The following is a 23,178-nucleotide window of genomic DNA, read 5'->3' on the forward strand; positions in this document are numbered from 1 at the left end:
CCCATCGATCAGTAGGCTTATCATTGGTCGTGGTTGCAGCAATCGGCCCGTTCTGCGGGCGGGGAGGGGTACCGTGATTGCGGTGTTGGTGATCGACATGCAAAACGCCTTTTTTGAGGATCCGGTCATGCGGGAGAGCCAGGAGGACCTGGTCCGGGCCTGCAATTTCCTCATCTCGGCCGCCGAGGCTTCGGGCTCACCGGTTCTCTTCATCAAGACCGAGCATGAGCGTGACAAGTCCACGTGGTCGCTGAACATGCTCGACGACGACCAAGGGTTCATCTTCAGGGGCAGCGAGCAGGCCGAACTCGTTCCCGGCCTCGACGAAGGCTGCTTTCCGCAGCTGACGAAAACCCGGGACAGCGCCTTCCTCGGCACCGACCTCTTGTTCCGGCTGCGGAACCTTCAGGTCGACACGCTCGTGCTGGCCGGAATCTCCGCGCACAACTGCGTGGCACAGACAGCTGCGGATGCCTTCGCCAACAATTTCCGGGTGATCTACGCTTCCGATGCCATCGGAACCGAGGATGCCGGGTCCGCCGAGGCGGTGCTGTCCATCCTGCAGCGGGAGTACCGGCAGCGCAGCCATTCGGTCGCCGAAATCGCTGATCTGCTTTCGGCCAAGGTGCCCTAAAAGGGCCTACCCTTTCCGGCCCTCCGTGGCGACGCCTTCAATGAAGTGCCGCTGCCCGAACGCGAACAGCACGAGCATGGGCAACGTGATGAGCAGGGTGGCAACCATGACGTACTGGTAATCGCCCTGGCCGCCGTTGGTGGGACTGTATTTGGTCATGGCGTACGCGATTCCGAGCGGGGCGGTGAAGCCGTCGACGGATCCGGCGTTCAGGTAGATGAGTGCGGACTGCAGGTTGTTCCAGCTGGCTTGGAATTCGAAGATGAAGATCACCACCAGCGAAGGAATCGACAGGGGCAGGGCGATCCGGCGGAAGAGGCCGAAGTAGCTTGCCCCGTCAATTCGCGCGGCCTCGAACAGTTCGCGGGGCAGCCCGAGGAAGAACTGCCGCTGCAGGAAGATGTAGAAAGCGGAGCCGAAGAGGTTCATCCCGAAGAGGGGGATCCAGGTGCCGAGCACCCCGAGGTTCTTCCAGATCAGGTACTGCGGAACCATGGTCACCGCCCCGGGCAGCATCATGGTGGCCAGGACGAGCCCGAAGAGGAAGTTGCGGCCCGGGAACCGGAAGTAAGCGAAGCCGAAGGCCACGAGCGCGCTGGAGGCGGTGACAAGCGTGGCAGCCAGTATGGCGATCAGGAAGCTGTTGGTCACCCAGCTGACGAGCGGCAGCTGTTCCCACACCTGGATGTAGTTTTGCGGGGAGAACGTCCGCGGGATGAGTGCGTTGTCGAAGACCTCGTCGCGGGGCTTGAGGCTTGCGGCCAGCAGCCACGCCAAGGGGTAGAGGAATGCGGCACTGACCAGCGCCAGCACCGTCCAGAGGAGCACCCGGCCCGCCCGGGAGCGCGGGGTTAGGGCCTTCCGGCGCCGCGGCGGGGTCGCGGCCGTATCCCGGCGCCCGGCTGGCGGGGCCGGGACGGGCACTGAAGGGCCGGCTGGCGGAATCCTGGTCGTCGCCATTAGCGCTTCTCCCCCTCGTAGTAGACGAATCTGTTGCCGATTTTCACCTGGATGAGGCTGATGAGCAGGATCAGGACGAACAGGACCCACGCCATTGCCGCGGCGAAGCCGAAATTGAATTCGCGGAAAGCCTGCTGGAAAAGGTAGATCCCGTAGAACAGGGACGCTTCGGGTGAAGCGTTGGTCTGGTCCCTCCAGAACAGCAGGTAGGCCTGGTCGAAGACCTGGAGCGCGGCGATGGTCAGGACAATCACATTGAAGAACACCGCACCGGAAATCATGGGCAGGGTGATGTTGAAGAACTTGCGGACGGGGCCCGCCCCGTCCAGGGAGGCGACCTCATAGAGCTCCCGGGGAACGCTCTTGAGCGCCGCCAGGAAGATCACCATCGTGCCGCTGACCCCCCACAACGTCATGAGGACGATGGAGGGTTTCACCCAGGCGGGGTCGATGAGCCACTGCGGCCCTGTGATGCCGAAGAAGCCGAGTGCCTGGTTGATGGCCCCCGTGTTGCCGTTCAGCAGCAGCAGGAACACGGCAGCGGTTGCCACCGAAGGCGTCATCTTCGGAAGGTAGTACACCGTGCGGAAGAAACCGGCTCCGCGGCCGACCCGGTTCAGCAGCAGGGCGAGCCCAAGGGCAACGCAGATTTCCAGCGGCACGGCCAGGACGGCGTAGAACAGTGTGTTCGCCAGCGACGTGGCGACCTTGGGATCCTCGAACAGCAGTGCGTAGTTTTTCAGGCCCGCCGGCTTGGCCACGTTGGTGGCCAGGTTGTAGTGGCTGAAAGAGATCACGAGGCTGTATGCCATGGCGCCGAGCATGAAGACGAGGAAGCCGACGATCCAGGGCGAAATGAACAAGTAGCCCGCCAGCGCCTCGCGGCGGTTGTATTTGTTCCTCGCCCGCTTCGGCCTGCTGGTGGCTCCGGCGGATGCGGCACCTGCCGTTACTTCTGCTCCCACCAAGGGCACCCCGTTCTCAAATTCCCACACCATCCGCCACATCGGACACGAAACGTGCACCGGTGGCCCTTCCTTGCGCCCCCCTGCGGCTTCCGCTAGCTTTCGGATTAGCAAGCATACTTACAGTAGCGGCTGGGTGACGGTTTTACTGGCAGCACTGGCTTAAATGGAGTGGGGAAAGGAAGAAGATGCGTCTTCGGAACAAAAGGCTGGCGGTTCTCGCATTGGCGGTGGTGGGACTGAGCGCCTGTGGCGGCGGCAACGGCACCGGGTCGTCGTCGGACACTGCGGAATTCAAGAAAGACGCGTCCGGCACGCTGAATGCGTGGGCTTTCGACAATGCCGACGACGTCGGTAAGGCGCGGATGAAGTACGCCGCCGACCAGCTTCCGAACGTCAAGATCACAATGGACCAGACCCCCTTCGACGCGCAGAAGTTCACCACCCGTGCCGCCAGCGGCGAGGTGCCCGACGTCGTCCAGATGGACCGGGCGTTCGTGGCGACGTACGCCGCGAAGGGACTCATCAAGCCGCTGGACAAGTGTTTCAGCGCGCACGGCATGGACCCTGCGAAGCAGTTCTACCCGGCCGTCACGCAGCAAGTCACCTACCAGGACAAGATCTGGGCGGTTCCGCAGTTCTACCAGCCGGCCGCGATCATCCTCAACCAAAGCGTCCTCGAGCCGGCAGGCGTTTCGGCAGCGGATATCGACACCTCGGATAAGGCAAAGCTGCTCAATGCCATCTCCAAGACCTACAAGTCCAACGGCGGCAACCCGGTCACCCTGGGTTTTGACCCGGTCGCGGCTGGCCAGGCTGAGCTGTGGATCCTGGGCCAGGGCGGACGGCTGATGGACGAAAAGGGCGCGCCGACCCTCGATGACGCGGCCAACGTCAAGGCACTGTCGTTCCTCAAGGACATCTACGACGCGCAGGGCGGCTACGCCAAGGCCAAGAGCTTCAGCGACGCCTTCGACACCTTCGGAAAAGACAACCAGTTCGTCAAGAAGCAGGTCGGAGCCCAGGTTGATGCCCAGTGGTACGTCAATGTGCTGTCGCCGTACTCGCAGACGCTGAAGATCTCCGCTGTGCCGTTCAAGGACAAGGACGGGAAACCGTTCACGGTTGCCGGCGGAACCTCGTTCGTGATCCCGGCGGGTGCCAAGAACCCGGACGCCGCGTGCGCCTGGATGACGTCGCTGGTCACCGACGAGGCGTGGTCAGCTGCCGGCGCGGCACGTGCCCAGAAGATCTCCTCCACCCCTGGCGGCATCAACACCGGTCTCTTCACCGGTTCTCCCTCGGCGGACAAGCTGGTCCGCGAGAAGTTCGTGAAGACCACGGGCAACACCGGCTTCGACCAGGCAATCTCGACCTACTATGACGTTCTGAACTCCGGAAAGTCCCTCGGGGCGTCGCCGGCCGGGCAGACCATCAAGACCGAAGTCAACAACGCGATCGCGTCCGCCCTGCTTGGGTCCAAGAGCCCCGAGAAGGCGCTCGCGGACGCGCAGGCCGCCGCCAAGCGCGCTTACGACCAGGTCGGCTAGCGTGCTCTCCTCCTGCTGGGTCCGGTTCGCCGGGACGCGGAATTATTTGCGCTTCCGGCACGTTGAGATACTCGCTGATTCAGCAAACAACAACCGAACCCAGCAGGAGCAATTTCACTTACATGGCAACTGATTACGACGCGCCGCGCACCAAGGACGACGAGCAGTCGACCGAGTCCATTGAGGCGCTTCAGACGCAGCGGAGCGGTGCACAGACTGCGTTGATCGACGTGGACGAGGCGGACACGGCCGAGGGCATCGAGCTGCCCGGCGCCGACCTCTCCGGCGAGGAGCTGCTGATCCGAGTGGTTCCGGTCCAGTCTGACGAGTTCACCTGCGCCTCCTGTTTCCTCGTGCACCACCGCTCGCAGCGGGCGGCCGAGCGCAACGGCAAGGTCTACTGCAAGGACTGCGAAGGATAAGAGGGACAAACCGTCCGACGGCGGTGTCTGCCTAGACGGCGGACACCGCTGCCACTAGCGCGTGCGGATCCTCAACAGTCACCGTGATGTTGGGGTGGCGCAGCTTCAGCGGCCGGCCCCGGAAGGTGACCGACGCCGGGGACCGCAGCACCATGCACACGCCGCGGTCCGCCGCTGTGCCGAAGGTGATGCCCTTGTCTGCCAGGGAAAGCCTGATTCCTACCGAGCGAAACCACTTGAACGGACCGCTCTGCTCGGCCGATTCGATGTTCCCCAGCGATGTCCGCAGACCCCACGGCCCAAAAAGCACCGCCAGTTCGCCCTCGCCGTCGTCGACGACGACGGACGCCCGGGCAACATTCACTCCCCAGAGCCGCAGCAGCGGGCTGAAGCGGCGGTCATAACGGAACGCATGCGACGTCATGGCCCCAGCCTAGGTGCGCTCCGACGTGAAACCAAGGCTGCTTAGTATTACAGTCGAGAAATGGGAGCAGTAGAACTAATCCTGGTCCGGCACGGCGAGAGCGAAGGCAATCTCGTCGCGACCGCAGCGCAGGCCGCCGGGTCCGAGACCATTGACACTGACCGGCGCGACGCCGACGTCCCGCTCAGCGGGGCCGGGCGGCGCCAGGCCGAAGCCGTGGGGAAATGGCTCTCTTCGCTGGCCCCGTCGCAGTTTCCGCAGTCCGCCTGGTGCTCGCCCTACCGAAGGGCCCGCGAGACGGCGGAGCTTGCCGGACTCGAATTCGAACCGGAGTTCGGGATGCGGCTCGATGAACGCCTCCGCGACCGCGAACTCGGCGTGCTGGACATGCTCACCCGCGCGGGTGTCGAGGCGCGGTACCCGGAGGAGGCCAGGCGCCGGGAGTGGCTGGGCAAGTTCTATTACCGTCCGCCCGGCGGCGAGTCCTGGGCGGACGTCGCGCTGAGGCTGCGTTCCCTGCTGGCCGAGCTGGACCAGCTCGAGGAGGGCCGGCGGGTGGCGGTGGTCTGCCACGACGCCGTGATCCTGCTGCTCCGCTACGTCTGTGAAGGCCTGACCGAGGAGCACCTGCTCTCGATTGCCTCCACCTCCACCGTGCGCAACGGCTCGGTGACCCGGCTGGTGCGGCCCTCAGGGAAAGGGCTCTGGGAGCTTGAATCCTTCAACGAGGTTGACCACCTCGAAGCCGGCGGCGCTCCGGTGACCGACCATGCGGGAGACACCAATGTCCACCCGCGCTGAAGTCGTTACGCCCGCGCTGCTGCGCGGCTGGCAGGTGCCGCGCGACGCAGAGAGCAAGAACGACAGGGGCTCCATCCTGGTGGTCGGGGGAGCGCGGCGCACGCCGGGGGCAGCGATGCTCGCCGGGCTCGCCGCGCTGCGCGCGGGCGCGGGACGGCTCACACTTGCCGTCGCCGAGTCGACCGCGGTCGCAACCGCCGTCGCGCTCCCCGAGGCCGGGGTGATCGGCCTGCCCGAGAACGCAGCCGGGTCGGTGCTCGGGTCGGATCTCTCCGCCGCGGCGGACGAACTGGGCGGGGCCGACGTCGTGCTCGTCGGCCCAGGCCTGGACGACGCAGGGCAGACGGCGGCGCTGCTGCGTAGCCTCGCCTCCGCGATCGGCGGCGACACCCTGGTGGTCCTCGACGCCTACGCGCTCGGGGTGCTGCCCGGGCTGGAGGACCTTTACCCGCAGTGGGCCGGCCGGCTGCTGCTCACTCCGAATCCGGCCGAGGCCCAGCGGTTGCTTGCCGGGAAGGCTGCAGCAGGCAAGGATCTATCGGCGGCGGCAGTGGCCATTGCGCGCAGGTACGCGGCTGTGGTTTCCGTCCAAGGGGCGGTGGCCGACGCCGACGGCGGCATCTGGCAGGTTCCTGCCGGCAGCGCCGGGCTGGGGACCTCGGGCAGCGGCGACGTGCTGGTCGGCGCTGCGGGCGGGCTGCTGGCCCGCGGAGCCGCGCCCGCGCAGGCCGCGTGCTGGGCAACCTACGCCCATGCCACCGCCGGGGACCGGCTGGGCGCCAGCGTCGGGCCGCTGAATTACCTTGCGCGCGAACTGCTCGACGAGCTGCCCCGGGTGCTGGCTGAACTGACCGCCTGACGCCGGGCAGGCGCGGCGGGTGGCCGGCCGGTGGGCGCCCGCGTTACGGCCGGCTCCGCCCCTGGCCGGCCCTTGACTATCCCCTGTCCCGGGATTCCAATGGCAGTAGGGGGGTTGTCGTCTGGAAGGACCGGCCATGAACAGCGCGGAGCCGTTGGTTTGGTGGGCTGCTGCGGTTGTGCTCATCGTCGTTTCGACGGCCTGGCTGCTGGTCCGGGCGGCCCGTCGCGGCGCCGACTCAACCTTCTGGACCGCCTTCGGAGGCGGAGCGCTGCTGCTGCCGGCGGTCCTGGTGCCAGCCGCCACCCAGCCCGCCGCTGGTGCGCTGCTTTCCGGCGTCGCGCTCGCCGCTGCAGCGGCCGCGGCCGCCGTACTGCTGCTCGGTGACCGTGCGTCGCGGAGCCGCCGTCGCCGCGCCCGGAACGGTGCACGCCGGCTCGCCGTCGAGTCCGTGCACGATGAGCTGCTGGGCCGGTGGATGGCCTACGAACTGGATCCTGCCCGGCAAATCGACTTCCCGGCGATGTCCGACGTCAGGCGACCGGAGACGGCCGCCATGATCAAAGCGATCCGGCGGGCAGCCGACCTTCGCGCCGCCGACGATAGCGCGGCGTACGGCGCAGCCCTCACGGGTCTGCGCAGCGCACTGGGCGACGCCGAGCGCGCCGCCGGCGTGTACGAATCGCGCGGCTGAAAACGCCTCCCCTGCGGCTCCTTGGGCGCCAATTATTACAATCAGGAAATTTTCCGGCTGAAACCTTCGGATTGTTGAACGTTTCACCGTAGGTTGGGAGGCAGGACGGCGGCCGGCGCGGTGTCGCCGGGCACGAGAGGACTCCCAAGCATGTCGGGGTATGAAAGGTTTTCCAAGCAACTGCTGAGCCGCAGAGGGATGCTTGCGCTCGGTCTTGGCGCCGTGGGCGCTGGCGCGCTCGCGGCCTGCGGCGGTTCGCCGTCGCTGCCCGCGGGAGCCTCGGGGAGCGCCTCGGCGGGCGGCTCGGTGATCGACCAGGCGGCGTTCGACGCAGTGCTGGCGAAGGGCGCTGTTGCCAGCGACGCGCTGGTGCAGGCCAACGCCTGGGCCAAGGCCATCAAAGCCAAGGGCGAACTCGTGCGCGGCGGCACGGACACCTCCACCCTGTTCTCGCTCCGCGACCCGGCCACCGGCAAGGTGTCCGGGTTCGACGCCGGGATGTCCCAGCTGCTGGCGAAGTACATCATCGGCCAGCCGAAGGAAAAGCTCACCCAGGTCACCGTGGACACGCGTGAGACGCTGCTGCAGAACAACTCGGTGGACGTCATTTTCGCCACCTACTCCATCACCCCCAAGCGCGCCGAGAAAGTAGACTTCGGCGGCCCGTACTACGAGTCCAAGTCGGCGATTCTGGTCAAGGCGGACAACACCTCGATCAACTCCGTCGCGGACCTTGCGGGCAAGAACGTGGCCACGCAGAGCGCCTCCACCGGCGTGACGCTGCTCGAACAGGTCGCCCCGAAGGCCAACGTCCAGACCTTCGACGACAACCCCAAGTGCCTTGCCGCCGTCCAGCAGGGCCGGGTCGACGCCTATGTGATTGACCAGTCCATCCTGCTTTCGGACGCTGCCAAGAACAAGGACGTCAAGATCGTCGGTGACACCTTCGGCAGCAGCGACAAGTACGGCATCGGCCTGCACAAGGGCAGCGACGCGCTTGCCTTCGTCAACGCGTGGCTGAAGATCGTCGAGCAGGACGGCTCGTGGGACGCGCTGTGGAAGGCGACCGTGGGGCAGGTGCTCAAGACCCAGCCGCCGAAGCCGCCGGCCATCAACGCCTGAGTCCCTTATGGACCAGTTGTTCACCACCTACCTCGGCGACCTGCTGGCGGGACTCTGGATGACAGTGCGGCTCACCGCGGTGGCGTTTGCCGGCTCCCTTGTCCTCGGCACTGTCGTTGCCGCGTTCAGGGTGAGTCCGGTGGCGCCCCTGCGCGCGCTGGGAAGGTTTTACGTCGAGCTGTTCGTCAACATCCCGCTGATCAGCCTGCTGGTCGTGGTCACCTTCGGCCTGCCCGACGTCGGCGTCACGTTCGACCTCTTCACCTGCGCGGCGATTTCGATGGTGCTGCTCGGCGCGGCGTTCACCTGCGAGGCGATCCGCAGCGGCGTCAACGCCGTGCCCGTCGGGCAGGTGGAGGCCGGCCGCGCCGTCGGGCTGGACTTCTTCGGGGTGCTGCGCCATGTGCTCTTCCCGCAGGCGTTCCGCAGCGTGGTGCAGCCCATCGTGAATGTCTTCATCGGAATCCTCCTCAGCTCCTCGCTCGCCGGCGTGATCGGCGTGAAGGATCTGACCCTCCAAGTGTCCGAGATCAATAACAAGGCGGCGCTTGGGTTGACCACGTACCTGCTGGCGGCATTCGCCTACATTGTCATCGCTCTCCTGGCCGGCGGCCTGGGCAGCCGGCTCGAGCAGCGGCTGAAGGTGCTCCGATGAGCACCCAGGACAGTCTGTTCGACGTCGCAGGCCCGCGGGCGAGGCGGCGCATCCGGATCGCGACGCTGGTCAGCCTGTTGGTGATCGCAGCGGTGGCCGCCTTGGTGGTGCTGCGCTTCGCCCAAGCCGGTCAGCTCGCTGCGGACCGCTGGGCTGAATTCACCCAGGGCCCGTACTTGTTGTTCCTGCTGGCAGGTTTGGGGAATACCGCCGTGGCGGCGGCCGCTTCCGCGGTGCTGGCGCTGCCGCTGGGGCTGCTCCTTGCGCTGGGCCGGCTCTCCAAAGGTGGCATCCTGCGCCGCGTGTGCACGGTCTGGATTGAATGCTTCCGGTCCGTGCCCCTGCTGCTCGTGGTGTACATCTTTGTCAGCGGCCTGCCGCAGTACGGCATCAACCCGGACATCTTCTGGAAGCTGGTCATACCCATCACCTTGTGCAGTTCCGCGGTGATGGCGGAGATCTTCCGCGCCGGGATCACGGCACTGCCGTCAGGCCAGGCCGAGGCCGGCCTGAGCATCGGGCTGAGCGGCGGACAGGTCACGCGTGCGATCGTGCTGCCCCAGGCGATCCGGATCGTGGTGCCGTCGATGGTGGCGCAACTGGTGGTGCTCGTGAAGGACACCACCCTCGGGTATGCGGTGAGCTACCCGGAGCTGATGAAGACCTCCAACAACCTCACCGCGTACACCAACCACCTGATTCAGACGTACCTGATCATTGCCGCCGTCTACGTGGTCACGAACGTGCTTATCTCCCACTTTGCCCGCTGGCTGGAAAGCCGGTTCTCGGGCAGGTCCGCCCGGTTGGGGCGGTCGGCAGTGGGCGCCGGCATCGGCTGACTCCGTCCGTAGCCCGCTTACCCGGCCGTAAGTTACGCTTGCGTAGGTTCATCCCTACCACGCAAGGACGCGCCCATGACTTCGCAGCAGGCCCCTGACTCAGCCACCGGAGACGCCCCGGCCACCGGCCGGACCAGGCCGGGGTTCCGGCCGGCAAAACAGGACGCCGCGGTGGACCTGGTCACCTATGCGCGGGACCACCCGGAGCTCACGGGCCCCCGGCCTATCCTCGACGGTCCCCGCACCACGAGTGCGCAAATCGCGGTCTACATCGGGGTGCTGCTGCCGCTGGCCGCGCTGGTTGCAGCGGTGCCCCTTGCCTGGGGCTGGGGGCTGCGCTGGAGCGACGTGATCATCGCGTTTGCCTTCTACCTGGTCAGCGGACTCGGCGTGACAATCGGGTACCACCGCTACTTCACGCACGGCTCGTTCAAGGCCAACAAGCCGCTGCGCGCCGCCCTCGCCCTGGCCGGCTCGCTGTCGGTGCAGGGGTCGGTGATCACTTGGGTGGCGGACCACCGCCGGCACCACGCCTTCTCCGACACGGACGGCGACCCGCACTCGCCGTGGGCGTTCGGGACCTCCCCGTGGGCCTTGGCAAAGGGGTTCTGGCACGCGCACATGGGCTGGCTCTTCGAACGCGACCTGACGAACCGGGTGCGCTTCGCCCCCGACCTGCTCAAGGACCCGATGATCCTGCGCATCGACAAGCTGTTCGGCCTCTGGGTCGCAGTCACGCTCTTCCTGCCGGCGGTGGTCGGCGGCCTGGTCACCATGAGCTGGTGGGGTGCGGCGACGGCCTTCTTCTGGGCAGGGCTCGTCCGCGTGGCAGTGCTGCACCACATCACCTGGTCCGTGAATTCCGTCTGCCACATGGTTGGCGAACGTCCCTACCACTCCCGGGACAAGGCCGGGAACTTCTGGCCGCTCGCCATCGCCTCGTTCGGCGAATCCTGGCACAACTCCCACCACGCTGACCCCACCTGTGCCCGCCACGGCGTGGATAAAGGCCAGATCGACATCTCCGCCCGGCTGATCTGGTTCTTCGAGAAGTTCGGCTGGGCCACCAAAGTGAAGTGGCCGGTGGAGGAGCGTTTCCGGAAGCTCTCCGCCAAGGCAGGATAGCTGCATGACTGATACAGCTTTGATCACCGGGGCGACAGCGGGCCTTGGGGCCGAGTTTGCCCGCCAGCTCGCCGCCGACGGCCACCGTCTGGTCCTTGTGGCGCGCGACGAGGCCCGGCTCCGGGAGAAGGCCGCCGCGCTCTCCACCGAGTACGGTGTGGAAACCGAGGTGCTGCCGGCTGACCTGTCCACCGAGGAGGGGATCGCCGCGGTGGCGGCCCGGCTGGGCTCCGAGCAGGAGCCGGTGACGCTGCTGGTGAACAACGCCGGCTTCGGCCTCGCCAAGTGGTTCACCGACAACCCGGTTGAGGACGAACGCACGCATCTGAAGGTGCTGGTACAGGCGCCGATGGAGCTGTGCCACGCCGCGCTGACGGCCATGCAGCGCCGCGGCGCCGGCCGGATCATCAATGTGGCGAGCGTGGCGGGATTCCTGCCCCGCGGCACCTATTCGGCGGCCAAGGCATGGCTGATCAACTTCAGCCGCTGGGCCAACAACTTTTATGCCCCGCACGGCATTCACGTGACCGCGGTCTGCCCCGGCTTCGTCCACACCGAGTTCCACCAGCGCATGGGGGCGGACATGGGCGGCGTCCCGTCCTGGATGTGGTTGTGGCCCGAGCGCGTGGTGCGGGAGGGCCTGCGCGATGCCCGGGCAGGGAAGTCTGTTTCGATTCCTTCCAAGCGCTACAAGGTGCTCGCCAGGATCCCTGCCGTGGTGCCGGAGGCTTTGATGACCAAACTGGCCAGCCGCGGGCGCTGACACCGGGCGCCGCAGCCGTCGCCCCCACTGGTGCCGGATACTGCCGGCCGGCCGGGCTTTCTCCGGCCAAGGCGAAGGCCCCCGGGACCAAGGCCAGGGAAGTCAATCCCTGCCGTGGTCCCGGAGGCCTTGATGACCAAACCGGTCAGCCGCGGGCGCTGACGCCCTATGCCTTGGCGGGCACGGCCACCTCGGGAAGCGGCAGCTCGCTCACGTCGAGGTGCGGGTTCTCGTCCTGGGTGGCGACCAGCTCACGGGCCTCCGCCATGGTGTCCACGCTCGGCATCGAACCGGGCAGCGGGCGCTGGGCCGATTCCTTCATGAAGAAGATCGCGATGGCGCCGATGATGGACGTTCCGACCAGGTAATAGGCCGGCATCATGTCGTTGCCGGTGGCCTGGATGAGGCCCTCGATGATGAACGGCGTCGTACCGCCGAAGATGGCGACCGCGAAGTTGTACGCGATGCCCATGCCGCCGTACCGGCTCGCGGTCGGGAACAGCGCCGGCAACGACGAGGCCAGGTTGGCCACGTAGAACGTGACGGGGAACGCGATCATGGCCAGGCCAAGCAGCGTCGACCAGATGGTCCCGATGCCGATCACCAGGAATGCCGGAATGGAAAGCACGATGGTGCTCACCGCGCCGATCCACAGAACCGGGCGGCGCCCGATGCGGTCCGAGAGACGGCCTGTCAGCGGAATGCAGGCGGACATGACGACCAGCACCGGGATGGTCAGCAGGGTGCCGTGAATGGCGTCATAGCCCTTGGAGTCCGTGAGATAGGTCGGCATGTAGGAGGTCAGCGCGTAGCCCACGGTGTTGGCTGCGGCCACGAGGACCATGGCCAGCAGGATCTGGCGCCAGTACAGTTTCACGATGCCGATCGGGCCGTGCGTCACGGCGTCGCCCTCGGCCTCCTTGGTGGAGGCTTCCTGGGCATCCAGAGTCGCCTGGAAGGCGGGGGACTCCTCGATCTTCAGACGGAAGTAGATGGCGATGGCACCCAGAGGGCCGGCCACGAGGAACGGCAGACGCCAGCCCCAGTCGAGCATGGCCTGGTCACCGAGCGTGAGCTGCATGACGGACACGACAGCCGCGCCGACGGCGAACCCCATGTAGGAGCCGAAGTCCAGGATGCTGGCCAGGAAGCCGCGGCGCTTGTCCGGGGCGTACTCGCTGACGAAGGTGGTCGCACCGGCGTATTCGCCGCCGGTGGAGAAACCCTGGACCAGCTTCAGCAGCACCAGCAGCACCGGAGCCAGGAAGCCGATGGTGGTATAGCCGGGCAGCACGCCGATGAGGAACGTGGAAGCAGCCATCATGATCAACGTCAGGGCCAGGATCTTCTGCCGGCCAAGCTTGTCGCCGAGACGTCCGAAGACCACACCACCCAGCGGACGGGCGACGAAGGTCACCGCGAACACGCCGAGGCTGAACATGATCTGGACTGAAGAAGCGGCGTCCGAGAGGAACACCTTTCCCATGGTGACGGCGAGGTATCCGTAGACGCCGACGTCGAACCATTCCATGGTGTTGCCGACCACCATGCCGGCGACGGCCTTCTTCAACATTGGCTTGTCCACGACGTTGACGTCGCCGACTTCAAGCTTGCGCTTGCGCAGCCGCAGGGGCTTGCGAGGGGCCTTGCCGGGGTCCCCGGCAGGGGGTTGGGCACCGGGATAAGATGCGGTCTGGCTTCGGTCTGTGGGCATTTGGGCTTCTCCCGTGGAGGTCATTTGCTTGCGACTTACAGTTGCCCCGCTTCGGGCAGGCCATCTACTTTACCGCAACAATCAGCAAGCTTGTATTCGGCGCCCGGATCGGTGTGACATAATCCGGCCCGAAAGGCCCTTACCGGGCGCTTCCGCGGCCACTAGAGTGCCGCCATGAAGGACCGCATGAGCCCCCACATTCCTGAGCCGGAAGGCATCCATCTCGACCCCGATTCGGAGGAGAAACTGCACGAGGAGGGCAAGTACAGGAAGGCGCCGGGAACGGCCTACACCAGCTTGCCCACCGGCCACAGCACCGAGCACCACGTGAAGGCGACCCACGAGAGCGGCAAGCAGGGTCCGCGGCCGCGCAAGAACCGCTGGTAGGGGCCGGCACACTCTTTCCGGGACAGCACAAAGGCCCGGGCCGACGTCCTCCTCGGAGAACACCCGGCCCGGGCCTCTGTTTGCGCGGCGTCGTGCTGCGCGTCGTGCTACTCGGCGTCGTGGTCCGTCTCGAGGACCTTGACCAGCGCATCGAGGGCCTGGTCCGCTCCGGCTCCGTCGGCCCGCAGGACGACGACGTCGCCGTGGCTCGCGCCCAGGCTCATCAGCGACAGGATGCTCGAGGCGTCCATGGCCTCGTCTTCGGGCGCTCCGTCCATGGCGATGGTGACCTCGACCGGCTGTTCAGCGGCAGCTTCGGCGAAGATGGCTGCGGGCCGGGCGTGGAGGCCGACACGGCTGGCTACGGTGACTTTACGTTCGGGCATGGATAACTCCTTTAGTTAGAGGCCGAGTTCTTCGAGGACAGGCAGCTTCGCGCGCACGGCGGCGCGGGCTTCACCTGCCGACAGGGCGCCAAGCGCGAGCTGGGCCAGCTCCTGCGCCTGCGCAAGGGTAACGCTGCGCAGCACCGCGCTGACAGCGGGCAGCGCGCGGGAGGTCATCGACAGGGTCGAGACACCGATGCCCGCGAGCACGACGGCGAGGGCCGGGTCCGCTGCCGACTCGCCGCACACGCCCACCGGCTTTGCGACGTCGTCCGACGCCGCACGGGCGCCGAGCACGGTCGCCGCCACCAGCTGGAGCACGGCCGGCTGCCACGGGTCGTTCAGCGCCGCGAGCGAACCGAGCTGCCGGTCCGCCGCCATCGCGTACTGCGTGAGGTCGTTCGTGCCGAGGCTGGCGAAGTCGGCAATGGAAAGGATGCTCTTGGCCGTCAGGGCGGCGGAGGGCACCTCGATCATCACGCCGGCGGACTTGATGCCCGCCTCGCGGCAGAGCCCGACGAATTCCTTCGTCTCCTCGGCCGTGGCGATCATCGGCGCCATCACCCAGACATCGGCTCCCTTGCCGTTCTTCTCCGCAGCGGCGGCAGCGACCCCGATCGCCTGGATCTGCCGGTCGATCACGGAGGGGTCCGTGCGGCGGGTGCGGTAGCCGCGCACGCCCAGGGCCGGGTTGGGCTCGCTCGCGTCGGTCAGGAACGGCAGGGGCTTGTCGGCACCGGCGTCGAGCGTGCGCACGACCATCTTCTTGCCGGCGAAGGCCTCGAACGCTGGCTGGTACTTGGCGACCTGCTCCTCGACCGTCGGTTCCGTGTCGCGGTCCAGGAAGCAGAACTCGGTCCGCATCAGGCCCACGCCCTCCGCGCCGGCCTCGGCTGCGACGACGGCGTCCGAGGCCCCGCCGATGTTGGCCAGCAGAGGGATGCGGTGACCGTCGCCGAGCTGGCCGTGGCCGTCGAAGGCGGGCAGGGCGCCGGCCTTCTCCTTCCAGGTCTGCGCGAGGCGGCGTTCCTCGTCCCCGGGCTCCGTGACGACCACCCCGGCAGCGCCGTCGAGGAAGACCTCGACGCCGTCCTGCAGGTGTTCAACACCGGGGGCGGCGACCACCGCGGGGAGGCCGAGTGCACGCGCCAGGATGGCGGTGTGCGACTGCGGGCCTCCCTCGCTGGTGGCCAGGCCGATGACGAGGGCCGGGTCGAGGGTGGCCGTGTCCGCCGGAGCGAGGTCGATCCCGGCGAGGATGAACGGGGTTTCGGAGGCAGGAATTCCGGGGGCGGGCATGCCGCGCAGCTCGGCCACGATGCGCGACCGGACGTCCAGCACGTCCTGGGAGCGCTCGGCCATGTACCCGCCGAGGCCCTTGAGGGTCTCGGCGACCGTGCCGCCGGCTTCCCAGACGGCACGCTCGGCGGAGATGCCTTTCTCGATGAGCTTGACGGCCGACTTGATCAGCATCGGATCGGCCGCCATCAGGGCGGTGGCCTCCAGCACGGCCTTGGCTTCGTCGTTGCCGGCCTTGGCCGCAGCGTCCGAGCGGGCCTTGAGCTGGGCCTGCACCGACTTCGAGGCGCTGCGGAGCCGGTCAGCCTCCTGCTCGGCGGTGCTGTCGGCCGGCCGCTGGTCCCCGGCCTGCGGCTCGGTGACCGGGGCCGGCATCTGGCGGACCGTCCCGAGGACGCGGCCGGGGCTGACGCCCACTCCCGAGAATTTCTGCATCGTTCTTTCCCTCTCCTCGTGACGCCTAGACGACGGCCGGGACCGTCTCGGCGGGCGCTTCCTCCGGCTTGGCGGCCATCCGCTTCAAGGCGATGACCGACAGAGCCGTCACCACCATGCCGACGGCGATCGACACGACAAACATAGCGAAGTTGTCGATGGCAAAGAAGACGAACAGACCGCCGTGCGGGGCTTTTGAGCCTACCCCGGTCCCCATCGAAATGGCACCTGTGACGGCGCCGCCGAGCATGCTCGCCGGAATGACGCGCAGCGGGTCGGCCGCCGCGAACGGGATTGCACCCTCGGAGATGAACGACGCGCCCAGCAGCCAGGCGGCCTTGCCGTTCTCGCGTTCGGCGAGGCTGAAGTTCTTCTTATCCAGCACGGTGGCCAGGGCCATGGCCAGCGGGGGAACCATTCCGGAGGCCATCACGGCGGCCATGATCTGCCACGGCGCCTGGTTGGTGATGGACGCAGCGCCGAGGCCGGCGACAGCGAAGGAGTACGCCACCTTGTTGACCGGACCGCCGAGGTCGAAGCACATCATCAGGCCCAGGATCACGCCGAGCAGGATCGCGCCGGCACCGGTCAGGCCGGAGAGCCAGTCGTTGAGCGCCTTGGTGACCCAGACGATGGGCGCACCCAGGATCAGGAACATCAGGCCCGAGGCGAGGAGGGACGCCAGCAGCGGGATGATGACCACCGGCATCAGGCCGCGCAGCCAGCGGGCGACGTTCAGGCGGCTGAAGGAGTGCGCAATGTAACCGGCCAGCAGGCCGCCCACGATGCCGCCGAGGAAGCCGGCCCCCATGAACCCGGCCACCGCGCCGGCAACGAAACCCGGGGCGATGCCCGGCCGGTCGGCGATGGCGTAGGCGATGTAGCCCGCCAGTGCCGGGACGAGGAAGCCCAGGGACAGGGCACCGATTTTGAAGAGCACCGCGCCGAGGTAGGCGCCCAGCGGGCCCCAGGCGTTGTCCGGGAACTGGGTGGGCAGGTTCCAGAGACTGTTCTGCACCACGATGTTGTCCGCGTACTTGGTGATCAGGTAGCCGCCCATCAGGAAGCCCAGCGCGATCAGCAGGCCGCCGCCGGCGACGAACGGGATCATGTAGCTGACACCGGTGAGCAGTGCCTTCTTCAGCTTCTGGCCGATGTGCTCGCCCGCGGCCTCGGCGGCTGCCTCCTGCTGCTCTTCTGCGCCGAAGTGCGGGACCCGGCGCGCATGCGGGTTGTCCGCGGCGGCCAGGGCCTCCTGGACCATGACATCGGGCTCGTCGATGCCGCGCTTGACGGGGGCATTGATCACGGGCTTGCCGGCGAAGCGCTCCTTGCCGCGGACGTCGACGTCGACGGCGAAGATGACCGCGTCCGCCGCGGCGATGACGGCCGGGTCGAGCGGGGTGGAGCCGCCCGAACCCTGGGTCTCAACCTGCAGGTCGACGCCGGCCTCCCTGGCGGCAGCCACGAGCGAGTCCGCGGCCATGTAGGTGTGGGCGATGCCGGTGGGGCAGGCGGTCACGGCGACCAGCCGCTTCGGCCCGCGGGCGGGTGCCGCGGCGGCGGGAGCGGCCGGGGCGGCTTCCGCGGCAGGCGCGGCGGGCTGCGCCGGCGCCGGGTTCAGTGCGCCGTCGACCAGGTCGACGACCTCCTGCGGGCTGCGGGCAGCGCGCAGGGCGGCGGTGAAGTCCTTTTTGATCAGGGACCGCGCCAGCTTCGAGAGCAGCTTCAGGTGCTCCTGGTCCGCGCCTTCCGGTGCGGCGATGAAGAACACCAGGTCCGCGGGGCCGTCCTTGGCGCCGAAGTCGACGCCGGGCGCGGCCAGTCGGGCCATGGCGAGGGTCGGTTCCAGGACCGAGGTCGAGCGGCAGTGCGGGATGGCGATGCCGCCGGGGACGCCGGTGGCGGTCTTCTGTTCGCGGGCGACGGCGTCGGCGTACAGACCTTCGACCTCCGATGCCCGGCCCTGGCCGGCAACCCGCATCGCCAGTTGGCGGATGACAGCAGCCGAATCGGCGCCCAGGTTCGTATCCAGGCTCACCAACTCGGGGGTGATCAACTGTGACATGGCTATCCTCCTGCGGATAACTAGAGTGCCGCGACGGTGACGGCGTTGGGGGATGTTTGGTCCACGGTGGGAACCGTGGAACCGGGGAGGGATGCAGCGGCCGCTCCATGGGCGACAGCTTGGCGCAGGCAGTCCGAGGGGGCGGAGCCTGCGGTGTGCGCCAGCAGGTAGCCGGCGAGGGCGGAATCGCCCGCTCCGACCGTGCTGCGGGCAGTGATGGGCGCGTGCGTGGCGTGCCAGCTTCCGGCGGCGGTGGCCAGAATGGCGCCCTTGGAGCCAAGGGTCGCCAGGACGGCCCCTACTCCACGGGAAACAAGTGTGTGGGCGGCTTTGGCGGCGAGGACCGGGTCCGCTTCGAGACCGTCGCCGTCGCCGATGCCGGTCAGCTCGGCGAGCTCCTCCGCGTTCGGCTTGAGCAGGTCGGGCCCGGCTTCGCCCGCCACAGCCGCGCGCAGCGGCGCTCCTGAGGAGTCGACGGCGATCCGCGGCGCCTGCGCACCGAGGCGCTCCCGGATCTCTCCGGTGACGCGGGCGTAGAAGTCGTCCGGGACGCCGGGCGGCAGCGACCCGGCGAGCACCAGCCAGGCCGCGCCCCGCGCGTGCTCGAGCAGGGCGGCGAGAAGCTGGTCCTGCTGTTGGGGGCTCAGCGTCGGTCCCGGCTCGTTGACCTTGGTGGTGGTGCCGTCCGGCTCGGTCAGCGCAATGTTGCTGCGCAGGGCCTGCCCGACCGGAAGGTTCAGGTAGTTGATGCCCTCGCCGCGCAGGCCTGTGACGACCGGGTCGTCGTCGTCCCCGGGGAGAACCGCGATGGCTGCCAGGCCGGAGGCGGCCAGGGCGCGGGAGACGTTGACTCCCTTGCCGCCGGGCTCGCGCCGGACGGCCGTGGCGCGCTGGACCTCGCCGCGGCGCAGGGCCGAGGGCAGTTCGACCGTGCGGTCCAGGCTCGGGTTGGCGGTGAATGTGACGATCATGCGATCACAACCTCTACTTCGGCGTCGCGCAGGGCGGCGGCCAGGTCGGATGGGGGTTCGGAGCTCGTGATGAGCGTGTCGATGTCGCGCAGGCCGGCGAAGCGCACCAGGGCTTCCTCCCCGAGCTTGGAGGCATCGACCAGCGCCACGACCCGCCGGGCGGAGCGGACGATGGCCGACTTGACTGCGGCTTCCTCGGAGTCGGGGGTGCTCAGGCCGAAGCGGGCGTGCACGCCGTTGGCGCCAACGAAGGCGATGTCCGGCCGCAGCGCGCCGAGCTGCTCCACGGTGGAGGGCCCGACGGCGGCAGCGGTGAGGCCGCGGACCTTGCCCCCCAGCAGCTGGAGCTGGACGGCGCTGCCGTTGGAGAGCTTGCTGGCGATCGGGACGGCATGGGTGATGGCGAGCAGTTCGGCGTCCGGAGTGGCCGGCTGCCAGTGCACGAGCAGGTCCGCGAGCTGCTCGGTGGTGGTGCCGGCGTCCAGCAGCACCGAGCCGGTGCGGCTGGCCGGAATCAGCTTCAGAGCCGCCTGGGCGATGCGCAGCTTCTCCTGCTGGTGCTCCGTCTGGCGCTCCTCAAGGCTGCGCTCAACGGTCGTGGTGGAGTCAACGGGGACTGCGCCGCCGTGCACCCGGCGCAGGGAGCCGTCCGCTTCCAGGGCGGCGAGGTCGCGGCGGATGGTTTCCGAGGTGACCTTGAACCGCTCGGCCAGATCGCTGACGGCCACGCGGCCCTGGGAGGCGGCGAGATCGGCGATCAGCCGCTGGCGTTCCTCAGCAAACATGCCGTCCTCCCGTCGTTGCCAGATGCAGCGCCAGCTCGTGACGCCCATCACACCGAATCTGTGAATGCATTGACTTTACTTGTGACCGGCTTCACTTGTCAACATAAATCAACATAAACACAGATATACGGGGGTGTGCTGGCGCCCGCGCACGACGCGGGTGCAACTTTGCCCGTTAACGCGCCGCGGACCCCTCCCCGGAGCCGGTTGAGCCGGCTCCGGGGAGGGGTCCGCGGGCAGAGTTGGCGGCGGGCCTACAGGCCGTCGTCGCGGCTCACGTTGCGCGTGACGCGCTCGCCGGTGTTCGGATCGATGATCGAGCGGCTCTCGGTGACGCGGCGCTGGCGGCGCGGACCGGCCATGAACAGGGAGACGACCAGGCCGATGATGCCGACGATCAGCAGGATGTAGCCGATCAGGTGCAGGTCGACATAGGGGATGGGGTTGGCTGCAACGGCGAACGCCAGGATGGCGCCCAGGGCGATCAGGAAGATCGAAGATCCGATTCTCATGTGCGAATAACCTCCTGTGGGGCCGCCGGAGGGCGGCGAAAGGGGTACTGCTCAGCATGCTTGCTATCGCTCACCGTACAGTCGGCGTTCCCGGCGGGCAACAACCCGGGCCGGTTCGGCGGGCCAGCGGCGGTCAAAGCGGAGGCCCCGGCGCCGGCAGTCAGTGCGCCGGGACCTCCGCAGGGTCAGGCCCCCGTGTTCGGGGCCCCGTGGTCACGCGAGGACTTTAGACGGGCTTGGCATAGTCCGCGGCGCTGACGAACTCAATGCTGACGAACCGTTCGTCCCCCACCACGTAGGCGTCATGGCCCGGTGGGATCGTGTACGAGTCCCCGGCCTTGATGGTGGCGGAGCCGCCGTCAGCGAGTTCGACCTGCAGGGTGCCGGCAATGCAGAACCCCACATGGTTGTTCTGGCACGTGTCGGTGTGGACCACGGGCTTGATGCACTCGGACCAGCGCCAGCCCTTCTCAAAGGAGAGGCGGCCGATGGTGTAGTCACCGACGGTGACCACATCGATCTCCGACTTGTCCGGGCGCCGCTTCTCGTCGGGATCATCATGCGACTTGACCTCAAGCCGAGTCACTACATTCGTTGACATGGCACTCTTCTTCCGGAGCGCGGGGCCGCAAGGAAAACGCGTCCGGGGAGGGGCCCCTCCCGCCGTCGGACTCCGATGCCGTTCCGGCCGTCCCCCCAGCGGCGGGCAGGACACGGCGGACTCAAGCAACACCTTCAGCGTAGATCCTCCGCCCGGGGTGTCAAGGGCGGCCCGGGGCCCCTCGCGAGGGCCGAGGCGGCAGCTGTCCCGGGGCGCGTTTCGGGACTATTGACTCAGGACACCGGCTGCGGACGGGGCTTTACTGGGCCTACTGAACAAGGGTGCCCGGCACCCGGCCGGTCCCGCACGCCGGACCGCGAACGGAAAGGCAGAACGCCATGACTCTGGTCAACATCATCGGCAGCGGCAAGATGGCCCGCGGGATTGCAGTCCGGATGCTGCACGGCCGCCAGCCCGTCCACTTCCTGGGCCGCAACGGGGAGCAGACACGGGCCCTCGTCGAGTCGCTGGGTGCGGGGGCGACAGGCGGATCGGTGGGCGACGCCATCGACGGCAGCGTCGTGTTCCTGGCCGTCCCGCACAGCGAGACGCGCTCGGTGGTGCTGGAATACGGGGACGGGCTCAAGGGCAAAATCATCGTGGACATCAGCAATCCGGTGGACTACGCGACCTTCGACAAGCTGACCACGGCGCCGGGAACGTCAGCGGCGGAGGAGACGGCGGCCCTGCTCCAGGGGCAGGCCGACGTCGTGAAGGCCTTCAACACCACGTTCTCCGCCACGCTCGAGGAGGGGGCCGTCGCGGGCCAGCCGCTGGACGTATTCATCGCGGGCGATTCCGAGACCGCCAAGCGGCAGATCAGTTCGCTCGTGGCCGCCGGCGGCCTGCGCCCCATCGACGTCGGGCCGCTTCGCCGTTCCCGGGAACTTGAGGCCTTCATGCTCCTGGTGATGGGGCTGCAGGTCAATCCCGAGCACGACCGGTACAACTGGAACACGGCGGTGAAGATCCTGCCCTGACACCGGTGGCCAAGGCACCGGAAGGGGTTACCCAGCCGGGGGGACGCCGTTGTCCCTCCGGCCAGTCTCTGTACGTGCGCCGGCGGCCCGCGAAACCCGCAGCGGCTTGATCGAACGATCAGTTCAGAAACTCCTCAAAGTGTGGTCCAGCGCACAGCCGAGGTCAAGCACCGGCGGCGGTGCGGTTGCCCGGAGCCAGCGGCCACGGCAGGCTGGGGCCATGGCGGAAGTCATTTGGTCCAGACCGGAAGCGGAGCGCCGCGGGACGCCCCTGCTCGTGATGCTGCACGGGTACGGCACGGACGAAACCCGGATGGCCCGCCACGCCAGCGTGCTGCCGGCCGAGTTCACCTGCGCGTCGCTGCGCGCGCCGCGGCGGATGGACGGCGGCTACGGGTGGTTCCTGCTCGATTACTTCCACACCAACGATTTCGCCGAAGTGGTGGCCGCCGCCAGCGGAGTGCTGGCCTGGATCGACACCGTGAAGGCCCAGCACACCAGCGTCAGCCTGCTCGGGTTTTCGCAGGGCATGGCGATGGCGAGCACGCTGCTCCGGCTGAGGCCTGAAGCCTTTGCCGCCGTCGTCGGCCTGTCCGGCTTCGTGCTGGAGAACGACCTGCTCGCGGCGCTCGAACCGCTGGAGCGGCGCGTGCCCTTTTTCTGGGGACGGGACACGGCGGACTTCGTCATCAACGCGGACGCGGTGGCGTTTACGCGGACCTGGCTGCGGGAGAACACCGAGCTAACCGCGGACACCTACCCGGAGATGGGGCACACCATCGAATTCGACGAGCTGGCGGACGTGTCGAAGTTCCTGCGCCGGACAGTACTGGGGAAACCGTGACGCCGGGCCGGCCGGCCGGACGGCCAGTATGCTCAGGGGCATGAAGACCACCGTCAGCCGCGACGAGCGCGCGCACCGATACGACATCACCGTCGACGGCGTCCAGGCCGGCTTCGCCGAGTACCACGACGGCACCGGCGTCCGCGCGTTAGTCCACACCGAGATCAAGGACGAGTTCAGCGGCAAGGGACTCGCCGGCATCCTGGCCCGGGCCGCTCTGGACGACACGGTCGCCGCCGGACTGCGGATCCGTCCCTACTGCCCCTACATTGCTTCCTGGCTGAAGAAGCATGAGGGGTACGAGGAGCACGTCGAGTGGCCGGAGCACCACCCCGCCCCATAGCGCGAACGGCCAGTTGTGGCGGGCTCCAGCGCCCGGAACC

General features: G+C 67.8%; 26 protein-coding genes. 15 read left to right on the forward strand and 11 right to left on the reverse strand.

Features of this window, described 5'->3' with window-relative positions; translation table 11 throughout:
• The first annotated feature begins 73 nt into the window (after positions 1-73).
• Positions 74-634 (forward strand): cysteine hydrolase family protein, encoded by a 561-nt coding sequence (locus KIH31_RS11900; protein ID WP_214427357.1) that lies wholly within the window; start codon positions 74-76, stop codon positions 632-634.
• 6 nt (positions 635-640) lie between these two features.
• Here the strand turns inward: KIH31_RS11900 and KIH31_RS11905 are convergent, their stop codons facing one another.
• Complete coding sequence (locus KIH31_RS11905) at positions 641-1,594, reverse strand: carbohydrate ABC transporter permease (protein WP_214427358.1); 954 nt, start codon at positions 1,592-1,594, stop codon at positions 641-643.
• Positions 1,594-2,592 carry a carbohydrate ABC transporter permease gene (locus KIH31_RS11910; protein WP_214427359.1) on the reverse strand — a complete coding sequence of 333 codons (999 nt, stop codon included), beginning with the start codon at positions 2,590-2,592 and terminating at the stop codon, positions 1,594-1,596. Before KIH31_RS11910 ends, KIH31_RS11905 begins: the two co-directional genes overlap by 1 nt.
• A 155-nt stretch (positions 2,593-2,747) precedes the next feature.
• On the opposite strand from KIH31_RS11910, the gene KIH31_RS11915 reads away from it, so the two are divergent.
• Together KIH31_RS11915 and KIH31_RS11920 are read left to right on the forward strand one after the other, a co-directional pair.
• On the forward strand, positions 2,748-4,109 hold the full coding sequence (locus KIH31_RS11915) for an ABC transporter substrate-binding protein (protein ID WP_214427360.1): 1,362 nt from the start codon (positions 2,748-2,750) through the stop codon (positions 4,107-4,109).
• A 122-nt stretch (positions 4,110-4,231) separates the two neighbouring features.
• On the forward strand, positions 4,232-4,531 hold the full coding sequence (locus KIH31_RS11920; RefSeq protein WP_214427361.1) for a DUF4193 domain-containing protein: 300 nt from the start codon (positions 4,232-4,234) through the stop codon (positions 4,529-4,531).
• A 31-nt stretch (positions 4,532-4,562) separates the two neighbouring features.
• Here KIH31_RS11920 and KIH31_RS11925 read toward each other — a convergent pair whose 3' ends face one another.
• Positions 4,563-4,955, reverse strand: coding sequence for a hypothetical protein (locus tag KIH31_RS11925; RefSeq protein WP_214427362.1), 393 nt, complete (start codon positions 4,953-4,955; stop codon positions 4,563-4,565).
• 60 nt (positions 4,956-5,015) lie between these two features.
• On the opposite strand from KIH31_RS11925, the gene KIH31_RS11930 reads away from it, so the two are divergent.
• The 8 genes from KIH31_RS11930 to KIH31_RS11965 all read left to right on the forward strand — a co-directional run bounded on the left by KIH31_RS11930 (position 5,016) and on the right by KIH31_RS11965 (position 11,813).
• On the forward strand, positions 5,016-5,756 hold the full coding sequence (locus KIH31_RS11930; protein WP_214427363.1) for a histidine phosphatase family protein: 741 nt from the start codon (positions 5,016-5,018) through the stop codon (positions 5,754-5,756).
• The gene (locus tag KIH31_RS11935) at positions 5,740-6,615 is read left to right on the forward strand and encodes an NAD(P)H-hydrate dehydratase (RefSeq protein WP_214427364.1); all 876 of its coding nucleotides are present in this window, start codon (positions 5,740-5,742) and stop codon (positions 6,613-6,615) included. The genes KIH31_RS11930 and KIH31_RS11935 overlap by 17 nt, the downstream gene beginning before the upstream one ends.
• A gap of 136 nt (positions 6,616-6,751) precedes the next feature.
• A complete protein-coding gene (locus tag KIH31_RS11940; protein WP_214427365.1) occupies positions 6,752-7,309 on the forward strand; it encodes a hypothetical protein in 558 nt (185 codons plus the stop codon).
• 150 nt (positions 7,310-7,459) lie between these two features.
• Complete coding sequence (locus KIH31_RS11945; protein ID WP_214427366.1) at positions 7,460-8,431, forward strand: glutamate ABC transporter substrate-binding protein; 972 nt, start codon at positions 7,460-7,462, stop codon at positions 8,429-8,431.
• 7 nt (positions 8,432-8,438) lie between these two features.
• Positions 8,439-9,086, forward strand: coding sequence for an amino acid ABC transporter permease (locus tag KIH31_RS11950; RefSeq protein ID WP_214427367.1), 648 nt, complete (start codon positions 8,439-8,441; stop codon positions 9,084-9,086).
• A complete protein-coding gene (locus KIH31_RS11955) occupies positions 9,083-9,925 on the forward strand; it encodes an amino acid ABC transporter permease (protein ID WP_214427368.1) in 843 nt (280 codons plus the stop codon). The genes KIH31_RS11950 and KIH31_RS11955 overlap by 4 nt, the downstream gene beginning before the upstream one ends.
• 75 nt (positions 9,926-10,000) lie before the next feature.
• The gene (locus tag KIH31_RS11960) at positions 10,001-11,050 is read left to right on the forward strand and encodes an acyl-CoA desaturase (protein WP_214427369.1); all 1,050 of its coding nucleotides are present in this window, start codon (positions 10,001-10,003) and stop codon (positions 11,048-11,050) included.
• Between the two features lie 4 nt (positions 11,051-11,054).
• The gene (locus KIH31_RS11965; protein WP_214427370.1) at positions 11,055-11,813 is read left to right on the forward strand and encodes an SDR family oxidoreductase; all 759 of its coding nucleotides are present in this window, start codon (positions 11,055-11,057) and stop codon (positions 11,811-11,813) included.
• 166 nt (positions 11,814-11,979) lie between these two features.
• Here the strand turns inward: KIH31_RS11965 and KIH31_RS11970 are convergent, their stop codons facing one another.
• Positions 11,980-13,527, reverse strand: coding sequence for an MFS transporter (locus tag KIH31_RS11970; protein ID WP_214427371.1), 1,548 nt, complete (start codon positions 13,525-13,527; stop codon positions 11,980-11,982).
• Positions 13,528-13,701: 174 nt separating this feature from the next.
• Here KIH31_RS11970 and KIH31_RS11975 point away from each other — a divergent pair, with 174 nt between their 5' ends.
• Positions 13,702-13,914, forward strand: coding sequence for a hypothetical protein (locus KIH31_RS11975; protein ID WP_214427372.1), 213 nt, complete (start codon positions 13,702-13,704; stop codon positions 13,912-13,914).
• 107 nt (positions 13,915-14,021) lie between these two features.
• Here the strand turns inward: KIH31_RS11975 and KIH31_RS11980 are convergent, their stop codons facing one another.
• From KIH31_RS11980 to KIH31_RS12010, 7 genes are all read right to left on the reverse strand, one after another.
• Positions 14,022-14,300 carry an HPr family phosphocarrier protein gene (locus KIH31_RS11980; RefSeq protein WP_214427373.1) on the reverse strand — a complete coding sequence of 93 codons (279 nt, stop codon included), beginning with the start codon at positions 14,298-14,300 and terminating at the stop codon, positions 14,022-14,024.
• Between the two features lie 15 nt (positions 14,301-14,315).
• Positions 14,316-16,034: a phosphoenolpyruvate--protein phosphotransferase gene (gene ptsP / locus KIH31_RS11985; protein WP_214427374.1), complete on the reverse strand. Its 1,719-nt coding sequence runs from the start codon at positions 16,032-16,034 to the stop codon at positions 14,316-14,318.
• A 25-nt stretch (positions 16,035-16,059) separates the two neighbouring features.
• Complete coding sequence (locus KIH31_RS11990; protein WP_214427375.1) at positions 16,060-18,102, reverse strand: fructose-specific PTS transporter subunit EIIC; 2,043 nt, start codon at positions 18,100-18,102, stop codon at positions 16,060-16,062.
• Positions 18,103-18,122: 20 nt separating this feature from the next.
• Positions 18,123-19,073 (reverse strand): 1-phosphofructokinase family hexose kinase, encoded by a 951-nt coding sequence (locus KIH31_RS11995; protein ID WP_214427376.1) that lies wholly within the window; start codon positions 19,071-19,073, stop codon positions 18,123-18,125.
• Positions 19,070-19,858: a DeoR/GlpR family DNA-binding transcription regulator gene (locus KIH31_RS12000; RefSeq protein ID WP_214427667.1), complete on the reverse strand. Its 789-nt coding sequence runs from the start codon at positions 19,856-19,858 to the stop codon at positions 19,070-19,072. Before KIH31_RS12000 ends, KIH31_RS11995 begins: the two co-directional genes overlap by 4 nt.
• Before the next feature lie 254 nt (positions 19,859-20,112).
• Entirely contained in the window at positions 20,113-20,370 is a 258-nt protein-coding gene (locus KIH31_RS12005) for a DUF6458 family protein (RefSeq protein ID WP_214427377.1), read from the reverse strand.
• Positions 20,371-20,596: 226 nt separating this feature from the next.
• Positions 20,597-20,971, reverse strand: coding sequence for a cupin domain-containing protein (locus tag KIH31_RS12010; RefSeq protein WP_214427378.1), 375 nt, complete (start codon positions 20,969-20,971; stop codon positions 20,597-20,599).
• Positions 20,972-21,309: 338 nt separating this feature from the next.
• Between KIH31_RS12010 and KIH31_RS12015 the strand changes: the two genes are divergently transcribed.
• From KIH31_RS12015 to KIH31_RS12025, 3 genes are all read left to right on the forward strand, one after another.
• Complete coding sequence (locus KIH31_RS12015; RefSeq protein WP_214427379.1) at positions 21,310-21,951, forward strand: NADPH-dependent F420 reductase; 642 nt, start codon at positions 21,310-21,312, stop codon at positions 21,949-21,951.
• Positions 21,952-22,171: 220 nt separating this feature from the next.
• Positions 22,172-22,795, forward strand: coding sequence for an alpha/beta hydrolase (locus KIH31_RS12020; RefSeq protein ID WP_214427380.1), 624 nt, complete (start codon positions 22,172-22,174; stop codon positions 22,793-22,795).
• Positions 22,796-22,835: 40 nt separating this feature from the next.
• On the forward strand, positions 22,836-23,138 hold the full coding sequence (locus tag KIH31_RS12025) for a GNAT family N-acetyltransferase (RefSeq protein ID WP_250545926.1): 303 nt from the start codon (positions 22,836-22,838) through the stop codon (positions 23,136-23,138).
• The last annotated feature ends 40 nt before the right edge of the window (positions 23,139-23,178 follow it).

Origin of the sequence: Paenarthrobacter sp. DKR-5, assembly GCF_018531425.1 — a bacterium.
Taxonomy (GTDB): Bacteria; Actinomycetota; Actinomycetes; order Actinomycetales; family Micrococcaceae; genus DKR-5.

Coding starts and splice junctions, on each gene's coding strand:
- KIH31_RS12000 (WP_214427667.1), bottom strand. CDS start 19,858: ATGTTTGCTGAGGAACGCCAGCGGCTGATCGCCGATCTCGCCGCCTCC.
- KIH31_RS11965 (WP_214427370.1), top strand. CDS start 11,055: ATGACTGATACAGCTTTGATCACCGGGGCGACAGCGGGCCTTGGGGCC.
- KIH31_RS11905 (WP_214427358.1), bottom strand. CDS start 1,594: ATGGCGACGACCAGGATTCCGCCAGCCGGCCCTTCAGTGCCCGTCCCG.
- KIH31_RS12025 (WP_250545926.1), top strand. CDS start 22,836: ATGAAGACCACCGTCAGCCGCGACGAGCGCGCGCACCGATACGACATC.
- KIH31_RS11945 (WP_214427366.1), top strand. CDS start 7,460: ATGTCGGGGTATGAAAGGTTTTCCAAGCAACTGCTGAGCCGCAGAGGG.
- KIH31_RS11915 (WP_214427360.1), top strand. CDS start 2,748: ATGCGTCTTCGGAACAAAAGGCTGGCGGTTCTCGCATTGGCGGTGGTG.
- KIH31_RS11935 (WP_214427364.1), top strand. CDS start 5,740: ATGTCCACCCGCGCTGAAGTCGTTACGCCCGCGCTGCTGCGCGGCTGG.
- KIH31_RS11925 (WP_214427362.1), bottom strand. CDS start 4,955: ATGACGTCGCATGCGTTCCGTTATGACCGCCGCTTCAGCCCGCTGCTG.
- ptsP (WP_214427374.1), bottom strand. CDS start 16,034: ATGCAGAAATTCTCGGGAGTGGGCGTCAGCCCCGGCCGCGTCCTCGGG.
- KIH31_RS11940 (WP_214427365.1), top strand. CDS start 6,752: ATGAACAGCGCGGAGCCGTTGGTTTGGTGGGCTGCTGCGGTTGTGCTC.
- KIH31_RS11910 (WP_214427359.1), bottom strand. CDS start 2,592: ATGGTGTGGGAATTTGAGAACGGGGTGCCCTTGGTGGGAGCAGAAGTA.
- KIH31_RS12005 (WP_214427377.1), bottom strand. CDS start 20,370: ATGAGAATCGGATCTTCGATCTTCCTGATCGCCCTGGGCGCCATCCTG.
- KIH31_RS11990 (WP_214427375.1), bottom strand. CDS start 18,102: ATGTCACAGTTGATCACCCCCGAGTTGGTGAGCCTGGATACGAACCTG.
- KIH31_RS12010 (WP_214427378.1), bottom strand. CDS start 20,971: ATGTCAACGAATGTAGTGACTCGGCTTGAGGTCAAGTCGCATGATGAT.
- KIH31_RS11950 (WP_214427367.1), top strand. CDS start 8,439: ATGGACCAGTTGTTCACCACCTACCTCGGCGACCTGCTGGCGGGACTC.
- KIH31_RS11970 (WP_214427371.1), bottom strand. CDS start 13,527: ATGCCCACAGACCGAAGCCAGACCGCATCTTATCCCGGTGCCCAACCC.
- KIH31_RS11980 (WP_214427373.1), bottom strand. CDS start 14,300: ATGCCCGAACGTAAAGTCACCGTAGCCAGCCGTGTCGGCCTCCACGCC.
- KIH31_RS11960 (WP_214427369.1), top strand. CDS start 10,001: ATGACTTCGCAGCAGGCCCCTGACTCAGCCACCGGAGACGCCCCGGCC.
- KIH31_RS11930 (WP_214427363.1), top strand. CDS start 5,016: ATGGGAGCAGTAGAACTAATCCTGGTCCGGCACGGCGAGAGCGAAGGC.
- KIH31_RS12015 (WP_214427379.1), top strand. CDS start 21,310: ATGACTCTGGTCAACATCATCGGCAGCGGCAAGATGGCCCGCGGGATT.
- KIH31_RS11955 (WP_214427368.1), top strand. CDS start 9,083: ATGAGCACCCAGGACAGTCTGTTCGACGTCGCAGGCCCGCGGGCGAGG.
- KIH31_RS11920 (WP_214427361.1), top strand. CDS start 4,232: ATGGCAACTGATTACGACGCGCCGCGCACCAAGGACGACGAGCAGTCG.
- KIH31_RS11975 (WP_214427372.1), top strand. CDS start 13,702: ATGAAGGACCGCATGAGCCCCCACATTCCTGAGCCGGAAGGCATCCAT.
- KIH31_RS11995 (WP_214427376.1), bottom strand. CDS start 19,073: ATGATCGTCACATTCACCGCCAACCCGAGCCTGGACCGCACGGTCGAA.
- KIH31_RS12020 (WP_214427380.1), top strand. CDS start 22,172: ATGGCGGAAGTCATTTGGTCCAGACCGGAAGCGGAGCGCCGCGGGACG.